The following is a 23,504-nucleotide window of genomic DNA, read 5'->3' on the forward strand; positions in this document are numbered from 1 at the left end:
GCGGGTGCGGCCTGCGGATGCTCCGGCGTCAGGCTGCAGGGACGGACCCGACGACCAGGCTCACGGTGGTGGCCGTACTGCCGCCGAAATTGAGCGTGCCGAAGGTGCGAGCCCCTTCGACCTGGTACTCGCCGGCACGGCCGGCTACCTGGAGGCTGGCGTCCAGGAGCATGCGCACGCCGGTGGCACCGACGGGGTGGCCGCCGCCGATCAGGCCGCCGCTGGGGTTGATGGGAAGGCGTCCGCCGACCTCGATCTCGCCGTTCTCGACGGCCTTCCACGACTGCCCGGGGTCGGTCAGCCCGATGTGGTCGATGGCCATGTACTCGCTGGCCGTAAAACAGTCGTGCGTCTCCAGCCCGTCGAGCCCGTCGAGGTCCACACCGGCCCGAGCGAAGGCGTCCTGGACGGCTTGGCGGAGATGCGGCAGCAGGTAGGGATCGTTCTCGGAACGGCTCAACTTCTGCTCCAGCGGCAGGCCGACCGTGCGGTGACCCCAGCCGAGGATGCGAGCCCACGGACGCAGATGCGGGTGTCGGCGCAGGTAGTCGTCGTTGACCAGGACGACTCCGGCACCCCCGTCGGTGATCTGGCTGCAGTCGAACCGCCGCATCCGGCCCTCGACCTGCGGGTTGACCTTGTCGTCGACCTCGCCCGTGAGTGACGGGATGTCCCACCCTCGCGTCTGCGCGTTGGGGTTGCGACGGCCGTTGGCGAAGTTGACCGCGGCGATCCCACGCAGATGAGCCTCGTCCAGGCCGTACCGGTCGGCGTAGGCGTCCGCGATCTTGCTGAACATGTACGGCCACATGAAGCGGGCGTCCTGACCCTCGTGGCCCGTCCAGGCCGCGGTGCCCAGCATCTCGGCACCGGTGTCGCCCGGCACGGTCTTCTCAAGCTCCACACCGACGACGAGCGCGGTGTCGTAGGAGCCCGCGCGCAGGTCTGCCATGGCGGACAGGATGGCGATGCTGCCGGAGGCGCAGGCGGCCTCGTGCCGTGCGGCGGGCACGCCCCACAGATCCTCGCGGACCGTGGCTGGCATGGCTCCCATCTGGCCCTGCTTGGCGAAAAGCTCGCCGAACGCGTTGCCGACGTGGACGACGCCTATCTGCTCCCCCGTCATGCCAGCGCTGGCGAGGGTGGCATCGACGACCTCGCGGGTGAGGTCGGCCACGTCCTTCCCCTCACGCACCAGATTGCGCGCGAAATCGCTTTGGTAGCCGCCGAGAACCCATATGCCGGTGTCGGTCATGGTCGCTCCTTCGCGTCCTTGTGTGCCGTCGTCCCGCGGCGTGACGGCCCGTGGCTGCAGGCGCTTGTCAAAGCCGGGAAGGCATTACTACAGTTACCAGAGTAACTCTTACAAGTGAAGCTCGCTATGGTCCTTCCGCATGAGGAGCCGCCATGCTCGCGACCGCACCACCCCGATCCCCCGAGGCACTCGTCCTCGACTATGTCCGCACGCCGCGCGGCCGAGCCTCCACCAAGGGCTCCCTGCGCAGCCGTAGTCCTGTCGAGCTCGTCGTCCATCTCCAACGCCACCTCGCCGAGCGCACGAGCCTGGACACCGAGCAAGTAGAGGACGTCGTTCTCGGCTGCGCGTCGCAGGTCGACGAGCAGGGCGCCAATCTGGCGCGTACCTCGGCCCTACTGGCCGGGTGGGGGGAACGCGCGCCTGGCGCCACCCTCAACCGTTTTTGTGCCTCGGGGGTGGACGCCGTCGGCCAGACAGCGGCCCGGGTCCGTTCGGGCGATCTGGACCTGGCCGTGGCGGGCGGTGTGGAGAGCGTGTCGCGAGTCCCGATGTTCGCCGACCGCGGCCCGCTGTGGACAGACGCCGATACCGTGGGACGCATCGGCTCAGTCCACATGGGCATCGCCGCGGACCTCAACGCGACCCTCGAGGGCTACACCCGCGAGGAACTGGACGCCTACGGCCTGGAGACCCAGTCCAAGGCGGCCCGTGCGTGGGAGCGCAAGGCATTCTCCCGCTCCCTCGTCCCGCTCCCGCCCGATACCGCAGGGCTCGCCCTGGACCACGACGAGCTGGTGCGCCCGGGCACGACCCTCGAAACACTCGCCGGGCTCTCCCCCGCCTTCGCGGAGCTCGGCGCCCAGGGCCAGGACTCGATCGCGCTGAAGGCCCACCCCGTCGCGGAGCGGATCGAGCACCTGCATACCGCTGGCACCTCACCCGCCATGGCCGACGGCGCCGCCCTGCTCCTGATCGGGAACGAAGCGGCGGCCCGCCGTACGGGACTGCGGCCCCGTGCCCGGATCCTGGCCGCCGCGACGGCCGCCGTTAATCCCGTGATCATGCTGACGGCAGGGCAGAGCGCCGTCGAGAAGGTCATCGCGCGCGCCGGCCTCACGGCGTCCGACATCGACGTCTTCGAATTCGCGGAAGCGTTCTCGGCACTGTGCCTGCGCTTCCGCCGTGACCTGGACGCCGGCCCCGACCGAATGAATCCCAACGGCGGCACCATGGCCATGGGGCACGCCTTCGGCGCCACGGGCGCCATCCTCGTCGGCAGTTGCGTCGAGGAGCTGGAAGAACGCGAAGGCCGCTACGGCGTGGCGACCGTCTCCGGAGCCGCCGGGCTCGGCGTCGCCGTACTCATCCAAAGGATCTCTCAGTGAACGACCTCAAGGACCGTGTCGTCATCGTCACCGGCGCAGGAAAGGGCCTCGGGCGTGCCTTCGCCCTTGACCTGGCCGCCCGCGGCGCACGGGTGATCGTCAACAACCGCAACCGGCAGGTCGACGAGAACGGCCTCGGCCCCGCCGACCACGTCGTCCGCGAGATCCAGGCGGCGGGCGGGACAGCCGTCGCCGACCACGGCGCGGTCGAGGATCCCGCCACCGCCGACCGCCTCGTGGCCACGGCCCTGGAACACTGGGGACGACTCGACGGCCTGGTCACCAGCGCCGCCGTGAGCGGCCCGCAGATGCTCCACAGCACCACCCCGGAGAACTTCGCGAACGTCCTGGCCGTCAACGTCACAGGAACCGTCCTCGTCACGACGGCCGCCTCCCGGGTCATGCGTCAGGCGGGCCACGGACGGATCGTCCTGATCGCCTCCACCGCCGGACTGTACGGCGAGCCCACGGTCTCCGCCTACGCCGCCAGCAAGGGCGCCGTCATCGCACTCGGCCGCACGGCCGCAGTGGAGGGCGAACGCCGGGGAGTGCTCACCAACGTCGTTCTGCCCTACGCCACCACCCAGATGACCGCAGGGGCCATGGACCCGACCTATGTCGATCTCATGAGCGCGGAGTCGGTGGCCCCGCTGGTCAGCTCGCTGATCGACCCCCGCTCCACCGCCAACGGCCAGGTCATCGTCGCCGCCGCCGGAAGCATCAGGGCGGCCGATGCCATTGAAGGCGCCACGGTGCGACTGCCCGACGGCCCCCTCGACCCCAGCATCCTGGAGGGCGTGCTCAAGACCAGCCGGGATGGAGTGCAGCACACCTTCCCCGAGGCACAGGCGGCGTTCCAGGACTTCGCGGCCGACGTCGCCCAGCAGGGCTCCTCCGCGCACGAGGAGAGCACTCCGTGAACGACCTCTCCTGGGACGGCTTCGCCCTGAACCTGGTGTGGTGTGTAGTCGCCGTGGTCGTCTTCTTCGGCACGATCATGGCGGTCGCCATCCGCATCCGCAATCAGTCGATCATCGACATCTTCTGGGGACCGGGCTTCGTCGTCCTCGCGTTCGTCAGCTTCCTCGCCTCCGCCGGATCCGGCGGCGACACCACACGGCGTGGCGTGGTGCTCGCCCTCACCGCGCTGTGGGGACTACGGCTCGGCATCTACATCGCCAACCGCAACCGTGGGCACGGCGAGGACAAGCGCTACACCGCCCTCATGCGGCGCCAGACCGGATCACTCGTCGGGTTCCTCATACGCAAGATCTACGGTCTGCAGGGCGTAGTCCTCTTCGTCGTCTCGCTCCCCGTGCAACTCGCGATGTATGAGAGGTCGTCCCTCGGCCCTGTGGCCTGGACCGGTGTCGCCATCTGGGTCGTCGGCTTCCTCTTCGAGGCCGTCGGCGACGCCCAGCTGGCACGCTTCAAGAAGGACCCCGCCAACGCGGGCCAGGTCATGGACCGGGGACTGTGGGCCTGGACCCGACACCCCAACTACTTCGGAGACTCCTGTGTCTGGGTCGGACTGTGGCTGCTGGCTCTCGGCCACCCGATCGGTCTCCTGACAGTCGTCTCGCCCGTCGTCATGACGATGATGTTGCTCAACTACAGCGGCAAGGCACTGCTGGAGAAGGGGATGCGCAAGCGCCGCGGCGCCGCGTACGAGGACTACGTGGCGCGCACCAGCGGTTTCTTCCCGCTGCCGCCCCGGCGGCGGGCCCGGTATCAGCATCACCTACACCTTTGATGGCCTGCATCATGATCTATCCCGAGGAGCCCATGATGACCGATTCGATGCCCGCTCTCGTCGGCGGTGTCGCCCCCGACTGGGAGCTGCGCGACGTGCCCGTGCCGACGCCAGAGCCAGGACAGGTCCTCGTCCGCGTGCATGCCGCCGGGATCAACCGTGCGGACTTGCTCATGCTGGAAGGCACCTATAACCCGGGCGCAGGCACGAGCAGCGCCTACACGGCGGGCCTGGAGCTCGCCGGGGAGGTGGTCGCGCTCGGCAAGGGCGTAACTTCCCTCGCCGTCGGCGACCGGATCATGGGCGTGACGCTCGGCACTTTCGCCCGCTACGCACTGCTCGACCACCGCCACCTCGTCCGCATCCCCGAGCCGATGGGCTGGACCGATGCCGCCGCTCTGCCGGTCGGCCTCCTCACCGGACACGACGCCCTGGTCACCCAGGCGGGCTTCAGGGCAGGCCAAGATGTGCTGATCCTGGGCGCCACCACCGCCGTCGGGCTGCTCGCCGTGCAGCTCGCCAAGGCTCTCGGCGCCGGAACCGTGATCGGCACCACCACCTCGGCCGGCAAGGCCGACGTCATCACCAGGGCCGGCGCCGACCTCGTCATCGACACCTCCACCACCGACCTGCGCGCCGCCGTACTGGAAGCGACCAGCGGCGTCGGCGTCGACATCGTCCTCGACCACCTCGGAGGCGAGCCCTTCGCCTCGTGCCTTGGCGCAACGAGGATCGGCGGCACTGTCGTCAACATCGGCCGCCTGGCCGGACAGCACGCCACCATCGACCTCAACGAGCTGGCCTTCCGCCGCCTTCGGGTACGGGGCACCACCTTCAGCGTGCGCGGCCCCGACGAACTCGCCGCAGCCTGGTCTGCCCTCGCCACCGACGTCAGCCCCCTCGTCGCCGACGGCCGGATCGAGCCGGTGATCGACCGGGTCTTCCCACTCGCCGACGCCAAGGCGGCCGCCGACCATCTGCGCGCGAACCGCTCGGTCGGCAAGGTCGTACTCCAGGTCCCGCAGTAGCGCCGCAGCCCACCGATGGGCCGGCGGGCCGGCAGGTCCGGGTGTCCAGACCGCAATCCGAGCGTCTTCGACTGGATCGGGTGGGACCTGTGCTCCGGCGGCGCCGGTGTCGTACTCGACCTCGTCACCGGCCCGGCCCCGCTTCCGGGTTGTGCGCCATTCCGTCTACTGAACTGGTGCCCGCCGGCGGACAGGTCCTCATCGAGGTAACCGCGGCAGTGGTCAACTACGTCGACGCACTCATGGTGTTGGGGCGCAACCAGATCACGCCACCCACCCCGTTCACGCCGGGCATCGACATCGCGGGGACGATTGTCGCGGCCGGGCCCGACTGCGAACCCTTCGCGGTCGGCGACCGCGTACACGGCCTGGCCCCCTTCAGCGGATTCGCCCAGCGGGTCGCGGCGGACGAAACAGCGCTGCGCCCGACCCCGACGGTCTGCCGTCGGACCTTGCCGCCACCGCCGGCACCACATACCGGACCAAGATCGACGCCCTGACCTCAGTGGCCAAACTCCAACCGGGCGAGGACCTTGTGATCCTTGGCGCCGCGGGCGCGGTGGGGTCGGCCGCCATCAGCATCGGCAAAGCGCAGGGCGCCCGCGTCATCGCCTGCGCGTCGGCAGCGGTGGCACCGGCAGCAGCGGCCGAACCGCGGCCCACTCCGCGTCCGTCCGCCGGAGAACGCTGATGGCGAGGGTACAAGGTCAGCGAGTCCGACCTGGAGGTCTTCTACGTCATCGCCCACACCAAGGCGCACGACGTCCGCTGGGACCTCAGCTGGACTGGTCCAGCGGCAGCCGCCGCGGCACCGTTCACATCGACAACGACGGCACCCCGTTCCGCACCAGCGCCGACATGGACCGTCCGGGCTACGACTACCTGCTGGGCGGCGGTGAGTGGATCAAACGGGAGGGCTGATCGGGAGGGCTGATCCGGGCCGTGGACCGCGCCGGAACCTGCCGGAGGCCACCTCCGGCGCCCGCTCGCAAGGCCGCGGAGCACCGCGGGGGCGTGCCCACGGCGTGCCCGGGTCAGGGCACGGGTGGGCCGGGCTGTACGAGGCCCGACTGGTAGGCCATGACGACGAGTTGGGCACGGTCGCGGGCACCCAGTTTCGTCATGGCTCGGTGAATGTGGGTGCGCGCGGTGAGCGGGCTGACGGTGAGGTCCTCGGCGATCTCGGTGTTGGACTTCCCCTCCGCGGCCAGGGCCATGACCTCGCGTTCGCGGACCGTGAGCTCTGCGAGGCGTTCCGGGGGTGCGAGCTGGGTGCCGGGGGCGGGGGTGGTGAGGAAGCGGGTGATGAGGGTGCGGGTGGCCGCGGGTGACAGGAGGGCTTCGCCGGAGGCCACGGTGCGCAGGCCGGCCAGGAGGGTGTCGGCGGTGACGTCCTTGCCGAGGAAGCCGCTGGCACCGGCGCGCAGCGCCTGGGCGACGTAGTCCTCGGTCTCGAAGGTGGTGAGGATGAGGACGCGGGTGGCGGCCAGGCCGGGGTCGGCGCAGATGGCGGACGTGGCGGCGAGGCCGTCCGTCCCCGGCATGCGGATGTCCATGAGGACGATGTCGGGGTGGTGGGCGCGGGTCAGTTCCACCGCCTCGGCGCCGTCGGAGGCTTCGCCGACCACCTCCATGTCGTCGCAGGAGTCGATCAGGATCCGGAAGGTGGCCCGCAGCAGGGCCTGGTCGTCGGCGAGCAGTACCCGGATGCTCATGGCGTCTTGCTTTCTTCGGCGACGGCGGAGGAGGGCTGGAGGGGCAGCGCGGTCGTGACCTCGAAGCCGCCCTCCGGGCGGGGGCCCGCGCGCAGTTCGCCGCCGATGGAGTGGGCGCGTTCGCGCATGCCCATGACGCCGAAGCCCCGGCTCGGGGCGCCCTCGGGACCGCGGGTGGCGGCCGGCCCGTCGTTGGTGACCGTGATCAGCAGACGGGAGCCGGAGTAGGCGAGCCGTACGTGGGCGGCCTCCGCGGCGGTGTGCTTGGTGACGTTGGTGAGTGCCTCCTGCACGATCCGGAACGCGGTCAGGTCCACCCCCGGGGAGAGCGGTCGCGGCTCCCCCTCCGTGCTGACCGTGACGGTGAGTCCGGCGGACGCGCACGCCGAGACCAGCTCGGGCAGGCGGGCGAGGCCGGGGGACGGCTCCAGCGGTGCGGAGTGGCGGTCGTCGTTGTGGCGCAGGAGTCCCAGCGTGGCCTTCAGTTCCCGCAGTGCGGAGGAGGTGGTGCCGGTCAGGTCGGTGAGGATCTTCTTGGTCTGCTCGGGACTGGTGAGGGCGAGGTGGGCGGCGGTGCCGGCCTGGGCGTTGGCCAGGGCGAGGTGGTGGGCCACGACATCGTGCAGTTCGTGGGCGATGCGCATGCGTTCCTCGGTGACGCGCAGCCGTGCCTCCTCCTCGCGGGTGCGCTCGGCGTGTTCGGCACGGGCCTGCACCGCCTTCAGGTAGGCGCGCCGCAGCCGGGTCATGGTGCCGGCGGCGAGGGGCAGCAGCAGCCAGAGGAACGGGCCGATCGTCCTGAGCAGCGGCGAGACGTGGCCCATGGAACCGGAGAACCCGGCCGCGACCATCATCGCCGCCATGGTGGTGACGCCGTGGACGCGGGTGGTCCTGCGGTCGGTCTGCGTGGCCAGCCAGTAGAGCGCCGCCATGAGGGGGGCCAGCAGCAGGGGGGTGAGCAGGTACCCGAGCGCGACGACGATCACCGTGCAGACCGCGGTCACGGCGACGGCCGTACGCGGGTGGCTGCGGTGTTTCAGCAGGGCGAGGCAGGACACGCCCAGGAGAAGGAGGGCGGCCCTGTCCTGGCCGGGCGGTTCGGCGCCGGGCAGGGTGAGGTGGCTGCCGAGGGTCGCGCAGCCCATCAGCGCCAGGACCAGCACGACGTCCACGGCGAGGGGGCAGCGGTCCGCGTACTGCTCCAGGCGGTCCGTGTAGCGGCGTTCCAGGCTGGTGCCCGCGGCGGCCGGACTGGTGCTGCTGGTGCTCATCGTGCTCTCCGGTGGGTGGGCTGGGTCCATCGTGGACGCCTCCGGGTACGAACGGCGACGGGGCCGCCCGTGTCGTTGGCCACGGGCGGCCCCGGGGTGGGGCGGTGGTGTCAGGGGCGCGCCACCGCCAGGTCGGCCGCCTCGGCCGGGCCCGGGTCCGCCTCGGCGCGGCGGCTGAGCGCCTCGCCCTCCACGTCGAGGCTCGGCAGGAGCCGGTCCAGCCACTTCGGTAGCCACCAGGCCTTGTCGCCGAGCAGGGCCAGCACGGCGGGCACGATCGCCATGCGTACGACGAAGGCGTCGAAGAGGACGGCGGAGGCCAGTCCGAACCCGATCATCTTGATCATGGAGTCGCTCTCGCCGATGAACCCGGCGAACACCGCGATCATGATCAGCGCGGCGGCCACGACCACCCGGGCGCTGTGCTGAAAGCCGGACGTGACCGCCTGGCGGGGCGGCTCGCCGTGGACGTAGGCCTCCCGCATCCGCGAGACGAGGAACACCTCGTAGTCCATGGCCAGGCCGAAGACGATGCCCACCAGGAAGATCGGCATCAGGCTCATGATCGGCCCGGTCTGGTCCACACCCAGCAGTCCGGCGCCGTGGCCCTGCTGGAAGACCAACACGACCACGCCGAGGGAGGCCAGCACCGACAGCAGGAAGCCGACGGCCGCCTTGAGCGGGACGAGGAGGGACCGGAAGACCACCATCAGGAGGACGACGGCCAGGCCGACCACGACCAGGAGATACGGGACGAGGGCGGCCTGCACCTTGTCGGCGATGTCGATGTTCCGCGCGGTGGTGCCGGTGACCTCGAAGGACGCCCCGGTCGTGGACTCGACCCCGGGACGCTCGCCCCGGATGGTCTGCACCAGTTCCTTGGTCCTCTCGTCGGTCGGCGCGGTGGAGGGCACCACCGAGATGACCGCGGTGTCGCCGGCGGCGTTGAAGCGGGCCGGGGAGACGGACACGACGCCCTTCGTGGCGGCGATCTTCTCGGACACCGTCCGCGCCGCGCCCTTCGGGTCGGCGTCGCCCTTGGCGTCCACGACGACGGTCAGCGGTCCGTTGAAGCCGGGGCCGAAGCCCTTGGCGAGGTCGTCGTAGGCCCGGCGCTCGGTGGTGGAGGTCGGCTTGGCCTCGTCCCCGGGCATGCCCAGCTGCAGGGACGTCGCCGGCACCGCGAGGGCCCCGAGGCCCACCACTCCGAGGAGCAGCACGGGCACGGGACGGCGCAGCACGAACCGCGCCCAGCGGGTGCCCCCGTTGTCCCGGGTGCTCTCCTCGACACGGCCGCTCCTGCGGGCCTTCCGCGTGAGCACCGCGTTCGGCCAGAAGCCGAGGACCGCCGGGACCAGCGTCAGAGCGACGAACACGGCGACGACCACCGCGCCCGCCGCGGCCAGGCCCATCTTGGTGAGCATCGGGATGCCGACCACCGCGAGCCCGGCCAAGGCGATGACGACGGTGAGCCCCGCGAAGACGACCGCGGAACCGGCCGTCCCGACCGCCAGCCCGGCCGCCTCCTGGGCCGTACGGCCCTTGGCTCGCTCCTCCCGGTACCGGGAGACGACGAACAGGGCGTAGTCGATGCCGACGGCGAGGCTCAGCATCATCGCCAGGGTGCCGGTCGTCGTGGACAGGCCGAGCGCGTGGGACAGGGCCAGGATCGTGGCCATGCTGACGCTGACGCCGACGACGGCGGTGAGCAGCGGCAGCCCGGCGGCGGCCAGGGAGCCGAAGGTGACCAGCAGCACGACGGCGGCTATCGCGATACCGATCACCTCGGCGGCCCCGCCCGCGCCGCCGCGGGCGTTCATCGCGGTCCCGCCGGCCTCGACGGTCAGCCCGGAGTGGCGGGCCTCGTCGATGGTCCGCTCCAGGTGGGTCCTGCTTGTGTCGGTGAGGTCGTTGGACTTGGCCTTGTAGGTGACGGTCGCGTACGCCGTCGTACCGTCCTTGCTGACCGCCTTCGCCCGGAACGGGTCGACGGCGCTTGCCACCTGGGTGCCGTCGGCCAGCTCGGCGACGGCCTTCTCGACGGCCTGCTTGTTCTCGGCGGCGGTCACCTTCTCCCCGCTCGGCGCGACGAAGACGACCCGGGCGGTCGCGCCGTCGGGGATGGTGCCGGGGAAACGCTCCTGGAGCAGGTCGTACGCCTTCTGGGATTCGATGCCCGGCATGGAGAACCCCTCGTCCGAGGCCCCCGGGGCCCTGAGGGCGCCCAGTCCGACAGCGGCCAGGACGGCTGCCCAGACCAGAGCGACGTACCAGCGTCGCCGGAAGGCCAGACGGCCCACTCGATACAGGAAAGTAGCCACGGCAGGGATCTCCACATCTGGTGCCGACTGTCCGCCCAGGCTCCCCGGCGCCGGGCTGTCCTGTCGTCGTGCGCCTGCCGACATCCCCGCTACTGAGAACGCAGTACGGACCGGCCGACAGATCCTCCGCGGGTACTACGGGGGGTGCTGCCAAATCGGCCCGAGGTCTTCGTCACCCGCGGCACGCCGGCCTGGACCTCCTCCCCGAGAAGCCCAAGCGGTCAAGTGTGCTGTCCGGGGCGTTGGTGACGGGCGACACTTCGTGAGCGGTCCTTGAACGAGGTGAGGGCCTCTGGTTTCGGTGTGGACTGCGATATCTGCAACCGGCACCAGGAGGCCCTCGTTGTTCCACCGTATTGCCCCGCTGGCTGCGACCGGCAGGCTGCGTCTGGCCCGGTGTGTCGTCGAGGACGGCTAGCCGCTGCGACGAGCCGCAGAACGCCTCCAGGTCAGCCACACCACCGCAGCCCGCTGGGCAGACCGCTACCGGCCGCTGGGAGCCGCCGGGATGCAGGACCGCTCCAGCCTCCCGCACCACCAGCCTGGCCGCACCCCGGCCGCCATCGAGGAGCAGGTCGTGTGCCTGCGCCGCGAACACCGCATCGGATCGGCGCGGCTGGCCGCCCGCTGCAACATCGCCTCCTCCACCGCCCACCGCGTCCTGCGCCGCCGCCACCTGCCCGCCCTGGCCGCCACCGACCGGGCCACCGGCGAACCCGTACGGCGCTTTGAGCGCTCCCAGCCCGGCGAACAGCGAAGTCCAAAAGCTCCCGGTCCACGGGAGGGGCATCGAACGCGTAATCCATCCGTCGAGCCTTTCACGGCTCACCGGCCATCAGGTGGGGCCAGATCAACTTCGTACGTTGTGGAGCCACTTCTGAGCCGTGCCGTGGAGCCCAATGAGGTGCTTACAAACACCGCCCGAACCCGAAGCTACCCGGCCGGAGAGACAGCGGCCCCGCACCCGCCGGAAAGGCGGACGCGGGGCCGCTGGTGTCGCCTCAGCGGGAGGTGAGTTTCCACAGGTGGTTGCCGGTGTCGTCCCACTGCAGGACCTGACAGCGACGACATGTCACCCATGGACCCGGACGCCCGGCATGCGGATCTGCGTGATATCAACGGTGTGAAGTGCCAAGTTGAGCTGGCGGTCACCGCGCCTGGCCAGGCGGTGGCGTGCCCGGTCGGCGCTGGCGATCTCGATGGGAGCGGTGCAGGCATACTGGGCGAAGGCGCTGGCGGTCGGGAAGTGGGTGGGGTTCCCGGTCCGGCCCAGCGAACTCGAACTCCAGCAGTCCCGGCCCCTCCCAGCGGACGTCCGCTGCCTCCCGACCAAACCCACAAGATCACTTCGGACCTGACTCCCCGGCGCTCCGCGCCGGAGCGAGGATGCAACAGACCCGAATAGGTGACAGAGGCCTGGGCGTGGACTCGACCGCGTTCCTGGTAAAGATGCTGAAGACCCGGCCGCCCACGGCGTCAACCTGGCCCACACCATGGTGATCCACCAGATCACAGGGAGCGAGTGGCCGAACACCTACGCTCACGCCGATATCGGTAAGTCCGGCTATTGGAGTCTGCGGAATGCTTGAGCTGACTGCGGGTAGCGAACTGGAAGCCCGGCGGTTGCTCAGGGGCGACTCACGACGTGGACCACTCGGGTAGTGACGTAGCTCCAGGTGCGAAGATCCACGCTTCGACTTCGGAGGGTGGTTGCGCTCACCGCGCCCAGGCCAGCCGGGCAAATGTGTGTACGCGGTCACGCCTATCTCAGCAAATTGATTCTCACGAGCATGGGCTTGCCGAAGAGATGACCCGTGCGCGAACCCGCCCTCGTTCAGTGCTGCGGCTACCTCCTCAGGGCTCATCCCCAAGAATCTGTAACGGTCCTGAAGCCAGGCATGGTCCCCACTACTTGAGCGCGGGGCCGTACGAACATACGCTGCATACGCAGCCGTTAGGCAGCGCCGGGAGGCCGGATGGCAACGCGTGCCGGAACCATGCGGGTCGGCGACCTGCGGGTGGCGATGCTCCACTATGAGGTCGGAGCTGAGCACGTTTATGTGACCCTGATCGACGAGGACGGCCTCAGGCAGTCGACACGGTTGACAACGGTGGAGCAGGTGGCGCAGCCCGTGGAACGTCTGGCGTGGATGTTACGGGCGCCTACCCGATTTCCGCCGAGCGAACTGACCAAGACACTGCGCTCATTCTCACAAGACTGGGGGCGACGCCTGCTGCCGGCCTCGGAGTTACTTGCGGGCTACGACATCTTGGTGATCATTCCCCACCACTTCCTACACGACCTGCCTTTGCAGGTGGTGTTTATCGGGGATGCGGACGAGTGCTTGGGAAACCGGTTCGGCATCTCTTACTGCTCCAGCGCCACGCTCTTCGAGCGAGCCGTCAGCCGCAACCCAGCGCGCGTGGGAGGGATGGCGGGGTGGCGGTTTCCACTGGCGGACGGACTCCCCGAGAACGCGTTCGAAACGCCGAACTCCTGCTGTGCGGCGGGAGTCGACGTGCTCGGTGGTGATCTCCGCTACGCCGAACTGGCCAAAGCATGTGCGGATCGGTTCGCCAAGGGGCAGGTGATGCGTAGTCGGGACCAGCTCAAGTCATCGTCGGCGAAGGAGGCCGATGTCATCTGCCTGGTGTGTCACGGCGTTACCGACGTGCGGGACCACGACAACTCCGGGCTCCTTCTGACAGGACGCCCCTTTGGCCCGTACACCGAGATCTCGCTGCACCTCGGAGAGCCGTTCGCTTTCCGGGACCTGCCGTTCAGTTACCTCCCCCCACAGCTGGAGTTGGAACCCCAGTTCCAGGCGCACCCGCTGTTAGCGCAGCTGATGACGATCGCCGAGGTCAAGATGCTCGTCGAGACCCGGGCGCAGCTGGTGATGCTGCTTGGGTGTTCAACAGCGACCGGAGAGTTACGCTCCGGCGACTCCTACACCAGCCTCGCCTACCAATGGCTTCAGGCCGGCGCGGCGAGCGTGCTCGGCCACCAGTGGGAGGCCGATTTCCCCTTCGTCGCCGGATGGGTGTCGGTGTTCCTAGCCAATTGGATCGAGCGCCGACAACCCAAGGCCATCGCTGTTCGCGAATCGCTGAACCAGGTGCTCGCCGACGGACTAGTATCTCGCGACGCGCTGCACCTGTGGGGTGCCGTTGTGCTGCTCGGAGACTGGATTTAGAAGGAGATAGGCGATGTCGTCGATCTGGGATCGCTACCCGGACCTGTCCCCGCACGAACTACGGGATCTTGTGGCCGCGACTGCGCAGGTGCTCGCCGACTTCTCGGATCGGTCGGAACTGCCGACTGACCCTATCGAGATGTCCACGGGCGAGGCGGCCCGGGAACTAACAGCCTCCATCGACGTGCTGAGCGCTGGCCAGCGGGGCGTCGTACAGGAACTGCTGGAAGACGATGAGACTGCGGTCCGGCTGTGCCAGGTTGTGCTCGATGAGGTTCGCCGGTATCGGGAACTGGCTGACGCGGTGGCGAAGGCCTACGAGGAGCGCACCCGCAAGATGACCGGCGCCGAGGTCCTACTCCTGGCTGGGGCAGTGGTGGTGCTCGCCACGAGAATCAAGGAGATCAAGGTCGGCAAAGGCAAGGAGGGGACCAAGATCACCTTTTCCGAGTCCGGTGAGGCGATCAAGAAGTTCCTTGCCGGTCTGGTATCAGGCCTCTGGGGGTAGACGTCGCTGTGCCGAGTCATCAGCGGTTTATCGACACCTGCCTCGACTCCTACTGGTCGGCCCCGGCGGTTGCGCGGATGAAGGCCGAAGGGCCGGGCAGCAGGTGGGCGGCCGAACTGCGGCGGCTCAGCGAGAACGAGTCGGTGGCGCCGTTGCGCCGTCTGCTGACCGAGGTAGCCGATGACGGACTGCGTACCCTTGAGCCGATCTCCCGTTTCGTGGACGGGGATGCGGCGCAGATCACAGGCAGGCACTACGTGAGGGCAAGCGAGTTCGGCGTCGGACAACTACGGCGTAGCCCTTCCACCGCATATGTGATCACGCTGGCTTGCGTACTTGGCTGGGCCTTCTCCATAGGCGACCGGCTTACCGGCCAGCGCGACGGCATGCCCGACTTCGGGTGGGCCCACCTTCCTCACGCCTATGCGCGAGCGGCGCTCAAGGTCGGCGACGTACTCGGCGCGCAAAGGATCGTCGATACCGCCTACAACACCTTGATGGCTGCCAAGTACCACGACAACCCCGATCTGATCGCAGGCATTGTCAGGTACAGGAGCCTTGCCAGTGTAATCGGGCGAAGGCTGACGCAGGTGATAGATAACCTGGCCGACGACCTGCTCCGCAGCACACTGCACGCCCATCTGCTGGCCCTGATGTGGACGCTAGGGTTCGTACCGGAAGCCGAGAGCCTGCGCAGATCCGGGCAGCCGCCGTCCCGTCCAATGCTGCGGACGCTCATCCGGTTGTCGATGGACCGCATACCCCAAGATCCCCTGCTCCAGTACGTGTGGCTGGAGATGAAGGACAAGCCTTCGCTCGACCTGCGGGGACACCATTTCTTCCACCTGATCAACCGCCGCTATGACCAGTACCTGGCGGACGTCCTGTGGCCGACCATCCCCAGCCGTGTTTACGCTCGGACGCTGGTCGGGTGGATGGACGGCTCCCTCGAACGGGACGATTTGACCGCCTACCTCGACACGCTAGGGCTAATACGCGAGTTCGAGGAGGTCCGCAGGGACATGCCTGGCAGCTCCGATTGGTCCGTCTACATGCGGGCCACCTCGCTGGCCTACCTCTTGGCGGGCGAGCACGACTTGTTCGCCGCTGGCCCCGCGGAACAGCTGGAAGGGTGGCGGGGGCTCCTCAGCCAGGCAACGAGAATGCGCGGACGGCACCACCTAAACCCAGGCCGACCCGACCTGGGAGGAACCCTCAACTATCCGCTGTTCCACCTGATCGAGCACGATCCCATCCGAGAGCGGATTGTGAACGATCTGGAGAGCTATCGGGCCGCAGCCATGACGCTCCCGCTGGCCGTCACTCCGCCTGCCGAGCCTGCCGAGGCTGGATCCGACTTCGAGCGGCAACTGGACAGGGAGCGCACCCTCATCCGCTGGCTTAAGGGAGCCTACTTTCTCATCAACTTTGGGTTCTTGCCACAGCACTTCCGTCGGTACACTGCCCTGTCCATCGACAGCCCCCCACAACTGGATCTGGAAACCGGCCTCCGCGACTACCTCGAAGTAGAGCGGCTTCTCGGCGAACTCTATGAGCAGATGAGCACAGTGGCTCCGGACTATGCCGACCGGCGCAAGAACCCGGCCGCGAGCGTCGAGACGATCACCCGTGCCTTAAAACAACATCGCCAACAGGCGTTTTAGTTCAGACATCAGTTCAGCTCTGCCTCGATCCATTGCTGTCGCGCCGGTGCGGTGATCCCGGGGTCGTCGACCGCAGTGACGATGAGGGCGTTGTCGTAGATGGTCAAGAAGACTTGGCGCCAGCGGACTCCGCGAGTCACAGCACGCTGTAGGGACAACTGCGATCCAGAAGTGTCAGGCTGCTGGCGAGGTATCCCGTTTCTGAACCGCTTGGACACCGAGTTCAACAGCGCGCGCTCATGCTGCTGGCAGAGGGCCTGCCCGTGGATCCAGTCGTGACGCACACCTTCACTCTGGCTGAGTCCGTCACCTCCTTCGATTTACCGCCCAGGACCGTGCGGTCACCACCAAGGTGCTGCTGCACCTCTCCAAGGGCCCACAGTCCGTCAAGTCGTGTTTCTTTTCACGTAGTTGGACTACACGCTTCTCCTCAATTGCGTCTGGTCGCAATGGGTTCGGGGCCGTTATCGGACCGCGAGGACCCACCATGAGGCGAAGCGAGGCGAGGGGGACGTATGCCGATAGATCCGCAGGCAGCAGCCGAGTCGGCCAAGGTGCCGGTCGTGGAGTTCATGGTGGTGCGTTCACCGGAGACGGTGAACGCACCCGCGTCGTACCGCCAGTTCGTCCGCGATGAGATCGCCAGGGAGGCGCCGCGCACGAATGTGCCGCCGCCGGACGCTTACTCGGTGACTCGGGTCTCCCCGATCGGCAAGCTGGTCTACGAGCTGGTGTTCTGCAGCGACCTGTCCGACGTCGACTTCCCCGGCACACTCAAGCAGCGGCTGCTGGAGCTGCTGACCCCGCGCAGCCCTCACTGCGAGGGCCGCGGGACCGACCCGGGCCCGAATCGCCTTGTCCTGGAGGATCTCGAACGGCACGCGTATCTGCGGGAGAACGGTCTTTACTACATCCTGCCGGACACCCTGGACCAGTTGACCGAGCACCCGCTCATCGTTGACCTGATCAAGCTGGCCCCGGTGGTCGAACGGGCGCGTCGGCAGCAGGACATGGACGCCCTCCTCGCGGACGTGAACACCACGCTGGGCAGACCGGTCGACGAGGCAGTCTTCACCGACGGGTACACCTCGCCCGACTTCGCGGCCACTGAGCGTGCCCTCTTCGACGCCCTCTATCTGCTGTATCTGCTGCGCCACTGGACCCGGGTGGACCTCGCGGGCGTCACCGCGGGACTGCGACTGCTGCACCTGCTGGAGGCGCTCGCCTACGACGTCGTCTATGCACGTATCCTGGCGGGCGGCACAGAGGCCGCCGACCTCCTTGTGCTCGGTCACCTCGCGGCTCATGTCCCCGATCTGGCCGGCTGGGACCGGACAAGCGCTGTCTCTGGTCTTCCCCTGGTGGCCGACGCGGAGGACCTCGAGACGCTGCTGACGGCGACGCCCGTCATTCATCCCCTCTTCTCCCGACTCAACCGCTTCACCCGGCCCTTCAACGACATCAAGCCCATCGGCATCGGCGATCTGAAGGTCGTCAAGCAGTGGCTGCGCGGCTACACCGTCGGTGAGATCGCACATGTCGACAACATCCTCCTCAGCGAGTTCAAGTCGAGGGTGCACCGCCGACTGGAGAAGAGCGAGGACGTCCTGGCGTACACCAGCGAACAGCAGGACGAGTCCCAGCACGACACCCAGAGCACCGATCGATTCGAGGTCAAGCGCGAGGTCGAGGACGTGGTGAAGACGGATCTCAGCGCCACCGCGGGACTCGGGGTCAACGTCAACTACCAGGGCACCGGATACAACATCGTCTCCAGCGTGACCGGCGGCTTCGCCTACGCCCGGTCGGCGACCGAAACCGCGAAGATCGCCACCACCTACGCTCGGGACGTCGTCGACAAAGCGGTCAGCCGCATCCAGAACAAGGTCGTCCGGCAGCGCACCACTACCCGGCTGTTCGAGACGGAGGAGACCAACACCCACACCTACGACAACCGGGAGGGCGAGGAGCACATCTCGGGCCTGTACCGCTGGCTCGACAAGAACTACCGCGCACAGGTGCACAACTTCGGCCGCCGGATGATGTTCGAGTTCGTCGTCCCGGAGCCGGCCGCGTTCCTGGTCGAGTCCCGGCTGCGGGCGTTCGAGGCCAACCTGGAGATGCCGGTGCACCCCGCCGAGCCGCCCGAGGCCACCCTCCCGAAGTCCGTGCTCGACCTCGACCCGGCGACCATCGACGAACCCAAGTTCCGTGAGCTGTCGCGGACGTACGACCTCACCGAGTTCACCTACCCGGCGGAGCGGATCAAGGCCGACTTCGTCGACGCGGCCACCGGCCGCGATTACTTCAGCGACAAGCAGGTCGACTCCAACACCTGGCAGGCCCGCACCTACCAGTGCCGAATCAACGCCAAGAACTACGTCGTCGAGAACCTCGTGGTGAACGGCTACCTCTACTTCTGGGGAGCCAACGACACCAGTCCGTGGTTCAACGAGGAGAACACATTCGAGGTGTACGTCGACGGCCACCGCTACGCACACGACGTCGACAACACGGCCGAACGCTGGTTCCTCACCCCGCGCGCCTACCCGGGCACCAGCGCTCCGCCGCTGCGCGAGGACCAGGTGACCCTACTGTTGGGTTTCTGGGACGTGGCGCAGTTCGACCTCAGCGTGTTCGCGGAGCTCAGGTTGTCCGACGCGGCCCTCGCGGACTGGCGGGCCAAGGTGCACCGCCGGATCGTCGACATCGAGCAGAAGCGCGTCGACGCGGTCAACGCACTGCGCCGACAGGCGTACGAGAGCGAACTGACCTCCTACCGGGAGCGGTTGGCCGAGATCCGTTCCCTCGCCGTCAACGAGATCCTCCAGGGCCAGTCAGAGACCGCCAACCGCCAGGTCATCCTGCGGGAGCTGAAACGGCTCTGTCTGGCCGCGCTCACCAAGGAGTTCGACTCCGTCGACGGCGACGACATTCTGACCAACCTGGACGACACCGACGTACGCGCCGTCGACACCGAGTTCCGCCGCTTCAAGGTCACAGAGACACCCGACGCCCACGGCGTCCCCCAGCCGTCGGCGTCGTACGAACTCGACTCGAAGCGGGTCGAGTTCCCCGTCCCGGTGCTCGACACTGCCCGACGCAAGGGTCGTTACGTCCAGTTCCTGGAGCAGGCTTTCGAATGGCATCAGCTCGCCTACATTTGTTACCCGTACTTCTGGGCGACGCCCCCGCGCTGGGTGGAGCTGATGAACCGCAGCGACCGCGCAGATCCGTTCCTCAGCGAGTTCCTGCAGGCCGGTTCGGCGCGTGTGCTGCTGGCCGTGACACCGAAGTACGACTGTGCGGTCATGCACTATCTCGACACCGGCGAGCCGTGGTTCGGGGAGGACGCCCCGGTCATCGGCGACCAGCTGTTCATCCCGCTCTTCCAGGAGCTGCGCCGGCAGCAGGACGACCGGGCGGGCGCCGTCCCGGACGGAGAGCACTGGGACTTCACACTGCCGACCTCCCTCGTGTACCTGGAGGACAGCAGCACCCCGCTCCCGCCGCTGACCGAGGAGAAGTAGCCGTGACGGAGGCAGAGCGGGACGGCTTCGATCTCGTGCCGGAGCCCAGTCGCTATGTCGACGACGCCGCCTTGGTGTCCTCCACAGTCGAGGGCGGCGGGGCCCGGAAGGGCCTGGCCGCGGGTGAACGGCTCGACTGGGCGCGACGGGTCGCCGCCTACGAGGCTGACCTCGCCCTCGGATATCGGCGGGTCCGCGCGGGTTCCATGCCTGTCCGCCCGCGCCCACACCATCCAGTCACCGTCGACGGCCGTACCGTTGACGTGGTCTACGACGCCACGCTGGACCAGCAGGTGCTGCGCCTCTACACCGGGCACGGCTGGGCCGGTGTGCAGGCCCTGCGGGACGCGCTGGACAAGGCCGCCAAGGGGTTTCCCAGCCGGGTGCTGCATCCGTGGGACGTGGTCCGGGAGTTCGCGGAGTACGCCGTAGCCGGTCTGTGGGCGCGGGTGCGTGCCGCGCTCGTCGAGATCGACCTGCGAGCCACCGAAGATCTCGTCGTCCAGCTGAACCTCAGCGCTAACCTCGTCAACGCGGCCTGGACGGCCCTCGGCGTCAAGGCGAGCGACCGGGACGAGCACGGGCATCGGCAGTTCCCGACCTGGGGCACATCGGAGCGGATCCCGATCACGTTCTACCGGCTGACCAAGCCGGAACCGCTGCGCCAGCTGATGGCGTCGATGCCAGACGCCGTCGCGCTGCGCCGGCGGCTCGGTGAGATCAAGCAGAGCCGGGAGCACAATGCCAATGCCCTGGCCTGGGGCGCCGCCGACTTCAGCGCGGCCAACTCCCCCGGCGACGACACCACCGCCCTGCGTGTGGCGGAACTCGACGCCGAGGCAGAGCAGGCGTCCAACGAGCTAGAGGAACTGCTCCAGCGCATCCACGCTGTCACGCCCCTCGCGGCGCTCGCCGTCCCCACCCTCCAGGAACCGGTCACCGAGTGGCAGGTGCAGCAGGCCATCGGAGCCCATCTCACTGCGTTCCACGGCGAGTCAGAGCGGATCGTCGGTGACCTGCCACGGCAGGAGGGTTGGGTGGCGAAGGCTCTGCCGGACTGGGCTCCGGGCCGCCCGGTGCCGTCCGAGTACGCGGAGTGGTCGCCCGAGGTCTGGGTGCTCGACGTGGCGCTGGCCCAGAAGGGAGGCAGCGCTCGGTGTCTGAGCATGCTCACCGGGCCAGTCCTCAACCGTCTCGTCACTGCAGGCACTGTCCCCAAGGACAGCTTCACCTACGTGGTTTGGAGCCACTACCGGCGGCAGCTGATAAGACGGCTCACGGCCGAGCAGAAGAACCGCGAGTTCGTTGAGAAGATCCAGAGCCTCCTGGCCAAGGCCTACGTCCTGCTCGCGTTCGTGGCGCTGAAGGCACAGCCCAACTCGTGGATCGCCGGCCTGGCCAGCGACCTCCACGTCGGTATGCTGATGTTCCAGTGTTTCGCCGTGCTCCACCAGCTCGACCGGATCGACACACAGCTCACCACGGCGGTCGCCGCGGTCGACCGGCGGAGCGCGGCCGAGATTGCCCACATCAGCGAACTCCTCTCCGCCCGCAGCGACTTCCGCGAACAGCTCACCAAGTCTGTCGTCCTGGAGATCGCCTTGATCACCGCCGCCGATGCATGGCCGCAGTTCCAGGAGCTAATGCACGTCCGCGGCTACTACGCCGACCTCGAAACGCTGCTCGGACCATGAACCCCCTATCGGCCGACGTCTCGGCGATCGGGAAGAACGTGGAGGCTTCTCTGGCCGCGACGGTCGTCAAAGCGCTCTCCGACTACGGCGCCCCGCCGGGCTCCGCCGCGCACGCGCTGGGCCTGAAGCCGACGACGGCCCCGCAGCGCCGGAAGCTGCTGTACGACCTCCTCACCAGCGATCCGGAGACGACAGCCCGACTCGCGCTCCTGGCCAAGGTGGACACCGTACTGCGGGTGGAGGTGCCGGAACGGATGGGGAAGACGCCCCTCAGACCACGCCACTTCGGCCTCCAGACCGCCGAGGAGGTCCCGGGCCTCCTCTCCGACCGGCTCGCCCGTATGGAGACCGGGGCCGCCTCCCTCGCCGAGTTCGAGGCCGGTCTCGGCGGCTGGCTCAGCAATGTCGCCGGCTCCGTGTACTTCGAGAGGCTCGTTAAGTACGAGCCGGGCCTGGTCCGGTTCATCGACGACCTGGGGGCGGACCTCGTCCTCCTGATGAACACGGACCTCGCCGTCCGGCCGCGGGCCTTGCTCGGTGTGGACGGCAAGCCGCGCACCGTGTCACAGGCCTTCGGCGCGACCCAGCGCGTGGTGAAGTTCTCCCTCGAAGGGGCAGACGGGGTGATCCGCGAGTTCACCGACTTCGGTCGGCTCGCCCCGAACCCGGAGGGCTGGTGGGGCCTGCTGCCCGTCGAGGTGAAGCTGGAGCGGGCAGCCGGCGGGGTGGCGGGCCAGTTCAGCGAGTTCCTGCCACGCCTCGCCGTCGCCACGACACTCATCGCCGTGGTGCTTGAGGGAGGCATGGAGGTGGAGCGGCACATCAAACCGTCCCAACTGGTGTTCCTCCGCCATGAACTGGGGCAAACCGTGATCACACCCGTCACGAAAAAGCTGATCACTCGGATCGAGCAGAAGGGCCCCGTCCCAGTCAGTGACGTAGCCCAGGTGACCGACTTCGGACCGGCGTCCAGCCGGGTGAACCAGACGACGTACTACCGCGCACGGATTCTGGTCGCCCGCAGCGGCGGGAGCGGCCCCGAACACGGATCACTGGGGTGTGGCCGCGGCGGGACCAGGTGCGGGTGGTCGGCGGCGTCATCGAGAATCCGGCCTCGTCCTCGAAGACGAGCCAGGCCCCGAGCGCCGCCACGGTCCTTCCACCTGGAGCCAGGTCTCCTTCACCCAGCCGGCCACCGCGGTCTCGTCCCGCTCGATCGCGCGCCGGGCGGGGACCTGGCAGCTCCAGCCGTGCCGCTTGAGCAGGACGGCCACCCCTTGCACGGTGTAGCTCTTGTGGAAGCGGCGCCCGATCAGCGTCCTGATCCGCGACAGGGTCCAGGTCTGGTCCGGCCAACCGTGTGCCACCGGCCCCTTGGCCAGCTCATGCTCCAGCACGGCGAACAGTTTGTCGCTGAGCAGCGGCAGCGACGCCGGACCCTTGGATGCCAGAGCTGCGGTCCCGTTTTGCGACCAGGCTCTGCGCCAGCGCTGCACTGACCGGACACTGACCCGCAGATCGTGAGCGATGACCGGGTTCTCGTCGCCCTGGGCGAACCGCTCGGCCGCCTCCAACCTCAACTGCTCGCGGAATGCCCGCCGTTCGTCGGTCAGCCCGCCCCCTTGCGCATACCTCATGCCACCGGCGTACCGCAGGGATCATGAACCGTCAGCCCGCTGACACCACGCTTTGAAGGTCAGTAGCTTGCGCATGAGTTGTCGGCTGCTGATTGGCTGTCCGCCAGCCGCGCCTGGGAAGAGCCATGGGTGATCATCACTGCGCCCGAGCGTTTGAGTATCCGTTTCGCTGCTGGACGAGCTCCAACACGAGGGAGTCCAGAGGGGGCGGCAGGTCGATCGGGTGGGACCCGAGCGTTAGCGCAACCCCGTCCTCCGTGCCAGTGACCTGGTCGAGCCGGATCCGGGAGATCCGGCTCAGAGGTTGGGCGAACAGCAAGAGAAAAAGGCCCGCGACGCGGGTGGCGGTGTCAACCCCGTCTCCCTTCACGAGTCGGCGGACCTGGGACCACCGTTGATCTTGTTCGATGAGGACCATTGACGCGTCCCTGGGCGGGATCGGGATCAGGACGCGGTGAGCGTGGCGGTTCCGTACTGACCAGACCAGGAAGGTCCGGGCGAGATAGCGGACCCAGATGTCGGTGGCCAGCCAGTCGTCAATGT

The 23,504-nt window shown here is 68.3% G+C and carries 18 protein-coding genes and 2 pseudogenes; 12 read left to right on the forward strand and 8 right to left on the reverse strand.

Annotated features, from left to right (window positions below; genetic code table 11):
* Positions 1-28: 28 nt before the first annotated feature.
* On the reverse strand, positions 29-1,255 hold the full coding sequence (locus tag ACIBW9_RS36720) for an acetyl-CoA acetyltransferase (protein WP_398961477.1): 1,227 nt from the start codon (positions 1,253-1,255) through the stop codon (positions 29-31).
* A gap of 152 nt (positions 1,256-1,407) precedes the next feature.
* Here ACIBW9_RS36720 and ACIBW9_RS36725 point away from each other — a divergent pair, with 152 nt between their 5' ends.
* From ACIBW9_RS36725 to ACIBW9_RS36750, 6 genes and pseudogenes are all read left to right on the forward strand, one after another.
* Positions 1,408-2,643, forward strand: a complete 1,236-nt coding sequence (locus ACIBW9_RS36725) for an acetyl-CoA C-acyltransferase (protein ID WP_398961479.1) — start codon at positions 1,408-1,410, stop codon at positions 2,641-2,643.
* Positions 2,640-3,563 carry an SDR family NAD(P)-dependent oxidoreductase gene (locus tag ACIBW9_RS36730; RefSeq protein WP_398961480.1) on the forward strand — a complete coding sequence of 308 codons (924 nt, stop codon included), beginning with the start codon at positions 2,640-2,642 and terminating at the stop codon, positions 3,561-3,563. The genes ACIBW9_RS36725 and ACIBW9_RS36730 overlap by 4 nt, the downstream gene beginning before the upstream one ends.
* On the forward strand, positions 3,560-4,396 hold the full coding sequence (locus ACIBW9_RS36735) for a DUF1295 domain-containing protein (RefSeq protein ID WP_398961481.1): 837 nt from the start codon (positions 3,560-3,562) through the stop codon (positions 4,394-4,396). Before ACIBW9_RS36730 ends, ACIBW9_RS36735 begins: the two co-directional genes overlap by 4 nt.
* Before the next feature lie 35 nt (positions 4,397-4,431).
* Entirely contained in the window at positions 4,432-5,424 is a 993-nt protein-coding gene (locus ACIBW9_RS36740; RefSeq protein WP_398961483.1) for a zinc-binding alcohol dehydrogenase family protein, read from the forward strand.
* Between the two features lie 176 nt (positions 5,425-5,600).
* The gene (locus ACIBW9_RS36745; protein WP_398961484.1) at positions 5,601-5,924 is read left to right on the forward strand and encodes an alcohol dehydrogenase catalytic domain-containing protein; all 324 of its coding nucleotides are present in this window, start codon (positions 5,601-5,603) and stop codon (positions 5,922-5,924) included.
* Positions 5,925-6,124: 200 nt separating this feature from the next.
* Positions 6,125-6,345 (forward strand): annotated as a pseudogene (locus ACIBW9_RS36750) (transcriptional regulator); the annotation flags it as partial.
* 113 nt (positions 6,346-6,458) lie between these two features.
* Here the strand turns inward: ACIBW9_RS36750 and ACIBW9_RS36755 are convergent.
* From ACIBW9_RS36755 to ACIBW9_RS36765, 3 genes are all read right to left on the reverse strand, one after another.
* A complete protein-coding gene (locus ACIBW9_RS36755; protein WP_398961486.1) occupies positions 6,459-7,139 on the reverse strand; it encodes a response regulator in 681 nt (226 codons plus the stop codon).
* Positions 7,136-8,410: a sensor histidine kinase gene (locus tag ACIBW9_RS36760; protein ID WP_398961488.1), complete on the reverse strand. Its 1,275-nt coding sequence runs from the start codon at positions 8,408-8,410 to the stop codon at positions 7,136-7,138. The genes ACIBW9_RS36755 and ACIBW9_RS36760 overlap by 4 nt, the downstream gene beginning before the upstream one ends.
* Before the next feature lie 110 nt (positions 8,411-8,520).
* Complete coding sequence (locus tag ACIBW9_RS36765; RefSeq protein ID WP_398961490.1) at positions 8,521-10,731, reverse strand: MMPL family transporter; 2,211 nt, start codon at positions 10,729-10,731, stop codon at positions 8,521-8,523.
* 343 nt (positions 10,732-11,074) lie between these two features.
* Between ACIBW9_RS36765 and ACIBW9_RS36770 the strand changes: the two are divergent.
* Positions 11,075-11,530: pseudogene (locus ACIBW9_RS36770) on the forward strand (helix-turn-helix domain-containing protein); the annotation flags it as partial.
* Between the two features lie 273 nt (positions 11,531-11,803).
* Here ACIBW9_RS36770 and ACIBW9_RS36775 read toward each other — a convergent pair.
* On the reverse strand, positions 11,804-12,226 hold the full coding sequence (locus ACIBW9_RS36775) for a transposase (RefSeq protein ID WP_398961758.1): 423 nt from the start codon (positions 12,224-12,226) through the stop codon (positions 11,804-11,806).
* 481 nt (positions 12,227-12,707) lie between these two features.
* Here ACIBW9_RS36775 and ACIBW9_RS36780 point away from each other — a divergent pair, with 481 nt between their 5' ends.
* Genes ACIBW9_RS36780 through ACIBW9_RS36790 form a run of 3 tightly spaced genes read left to right on the forward strand, consistent with a single transcriptional unit; the run spans position 12,708 to position 16,100 of the window.
* The gene (locus ACIBW9_RS36780; RefSeq protein ID WP_398961492.1) at positions 12,708-13,928 is read left to right on the forward strand and encodes a CHAT domain-containing protein; all 1,221 of its coding nucleotides are present in this window, start codon (positions 12,708-12,710) and stop codon (positions 13,926-13,928) included.
* A gap of 13 nt (positions 13,929-13,941) precedes the next feature.
* A complete protein-coding gene (locus tag ACIBW9_RS36785) occupies positions 13,942-14,436 on the forward strand; it encodes a hypothetical protein (protein WP_398961494.1) in 495 nt (164 codons plus the stop codon).
* Between the two features lie 8 nt (positions 14,437-14,444).
* Positions 14,445-16,100: a hypothetical protein gene (locus ACIBW9_RS36790; RefSeq protein ID WP_398961495.1), complete on the forward strand. Its 1,656-nt coding sequence runs from the start codon at positions 14,445-14,447 to the stop codon at positions 16,098-16,100.
* Between the two features lie 8 nt (positions 16,101-16,108).
* Here ACIBW9_RS36790 and ACIBW9_RS36795 read toward each other — a convergent pair whose 3' ends face one another.
* Entirely contained in the window at positions 16,109-16,384 is a 276-nt protein-coding gene (locus tag ACIBW9_RS36795; protein WP_398961496.1) for a hypothetical protein, read from the reverse strand.
* Between the two features lie 231 nt (positions 16,385-16,615).
* On the opposite strand from ACIBW9_RS36795, the gene ACIBW9_RS36800 reads away from it, so the two are divergent.
* A complete protein-coding gene (locus ACIBW9_RS36800) occupies positions 16,616-19,630 on the forward strand; it encodes a hypothetical protein (RefSeq protein ID WP_398961497.1) in 3,015 nt (1,004 codons plus the stop codon).
* Positions 19,631-19,632: 2 nt separating this feature from the next.
* On the forward strand, positions 19,633-21,324 hold the full coding sequence (locus tag ACIBW9_RS36805; RefSeq protein ID WP_398961498.1) for a hypothetical protein: 1,692 nt from the start codon (positions 19,633-19,635) through the stop codon (positions 21,322-21,324).
* A gap of 563 nt (positions 21,325-21,887) precedes the next feature.
* Here the strand turns inward: ACIBW9_RS36805 and ACIBW9_RS36810 are convergent.
* Together ACIBW9_RS36810 and ACIBW9_RS36815 are read right to left on the reverse strand one after the other, a co-directional pair.
* A complete protein-coding gene (locus ACIBW9_RS36810; protein ID WP_398961500.1) occupies positions 21,888-22,178 on the reverse strand; it encodes a hypothetical protein in 291 nt (96 codons plus the stop codon).
* Positions 22,179-22,421: 243 nt separating this feature from the next.
* Entirely contained in the window at positions 22,422-22,961 is a 540-nt protein-coding gene (locus ACIBW9_RS36815; RefSeq protein ID WP_384822226.1) for a winged helix-turn-helix domain-containing protein, read from the reverse strand.
* Between the last annotated feature and the right edge of the window lie 543 nt (positions 22,962-23,504).

Origin of the sequence: Streptomyces sp. NPDC049541 (assembly GCF_044465725.1) — a bacterium.
In the GTDB taxonomy this organism is placed as follows: domain Bacteria; phylum Actinomycetota; class Actinomycetes; order Streptomycetales; family Streptomycetaceae; genus Streptomyces.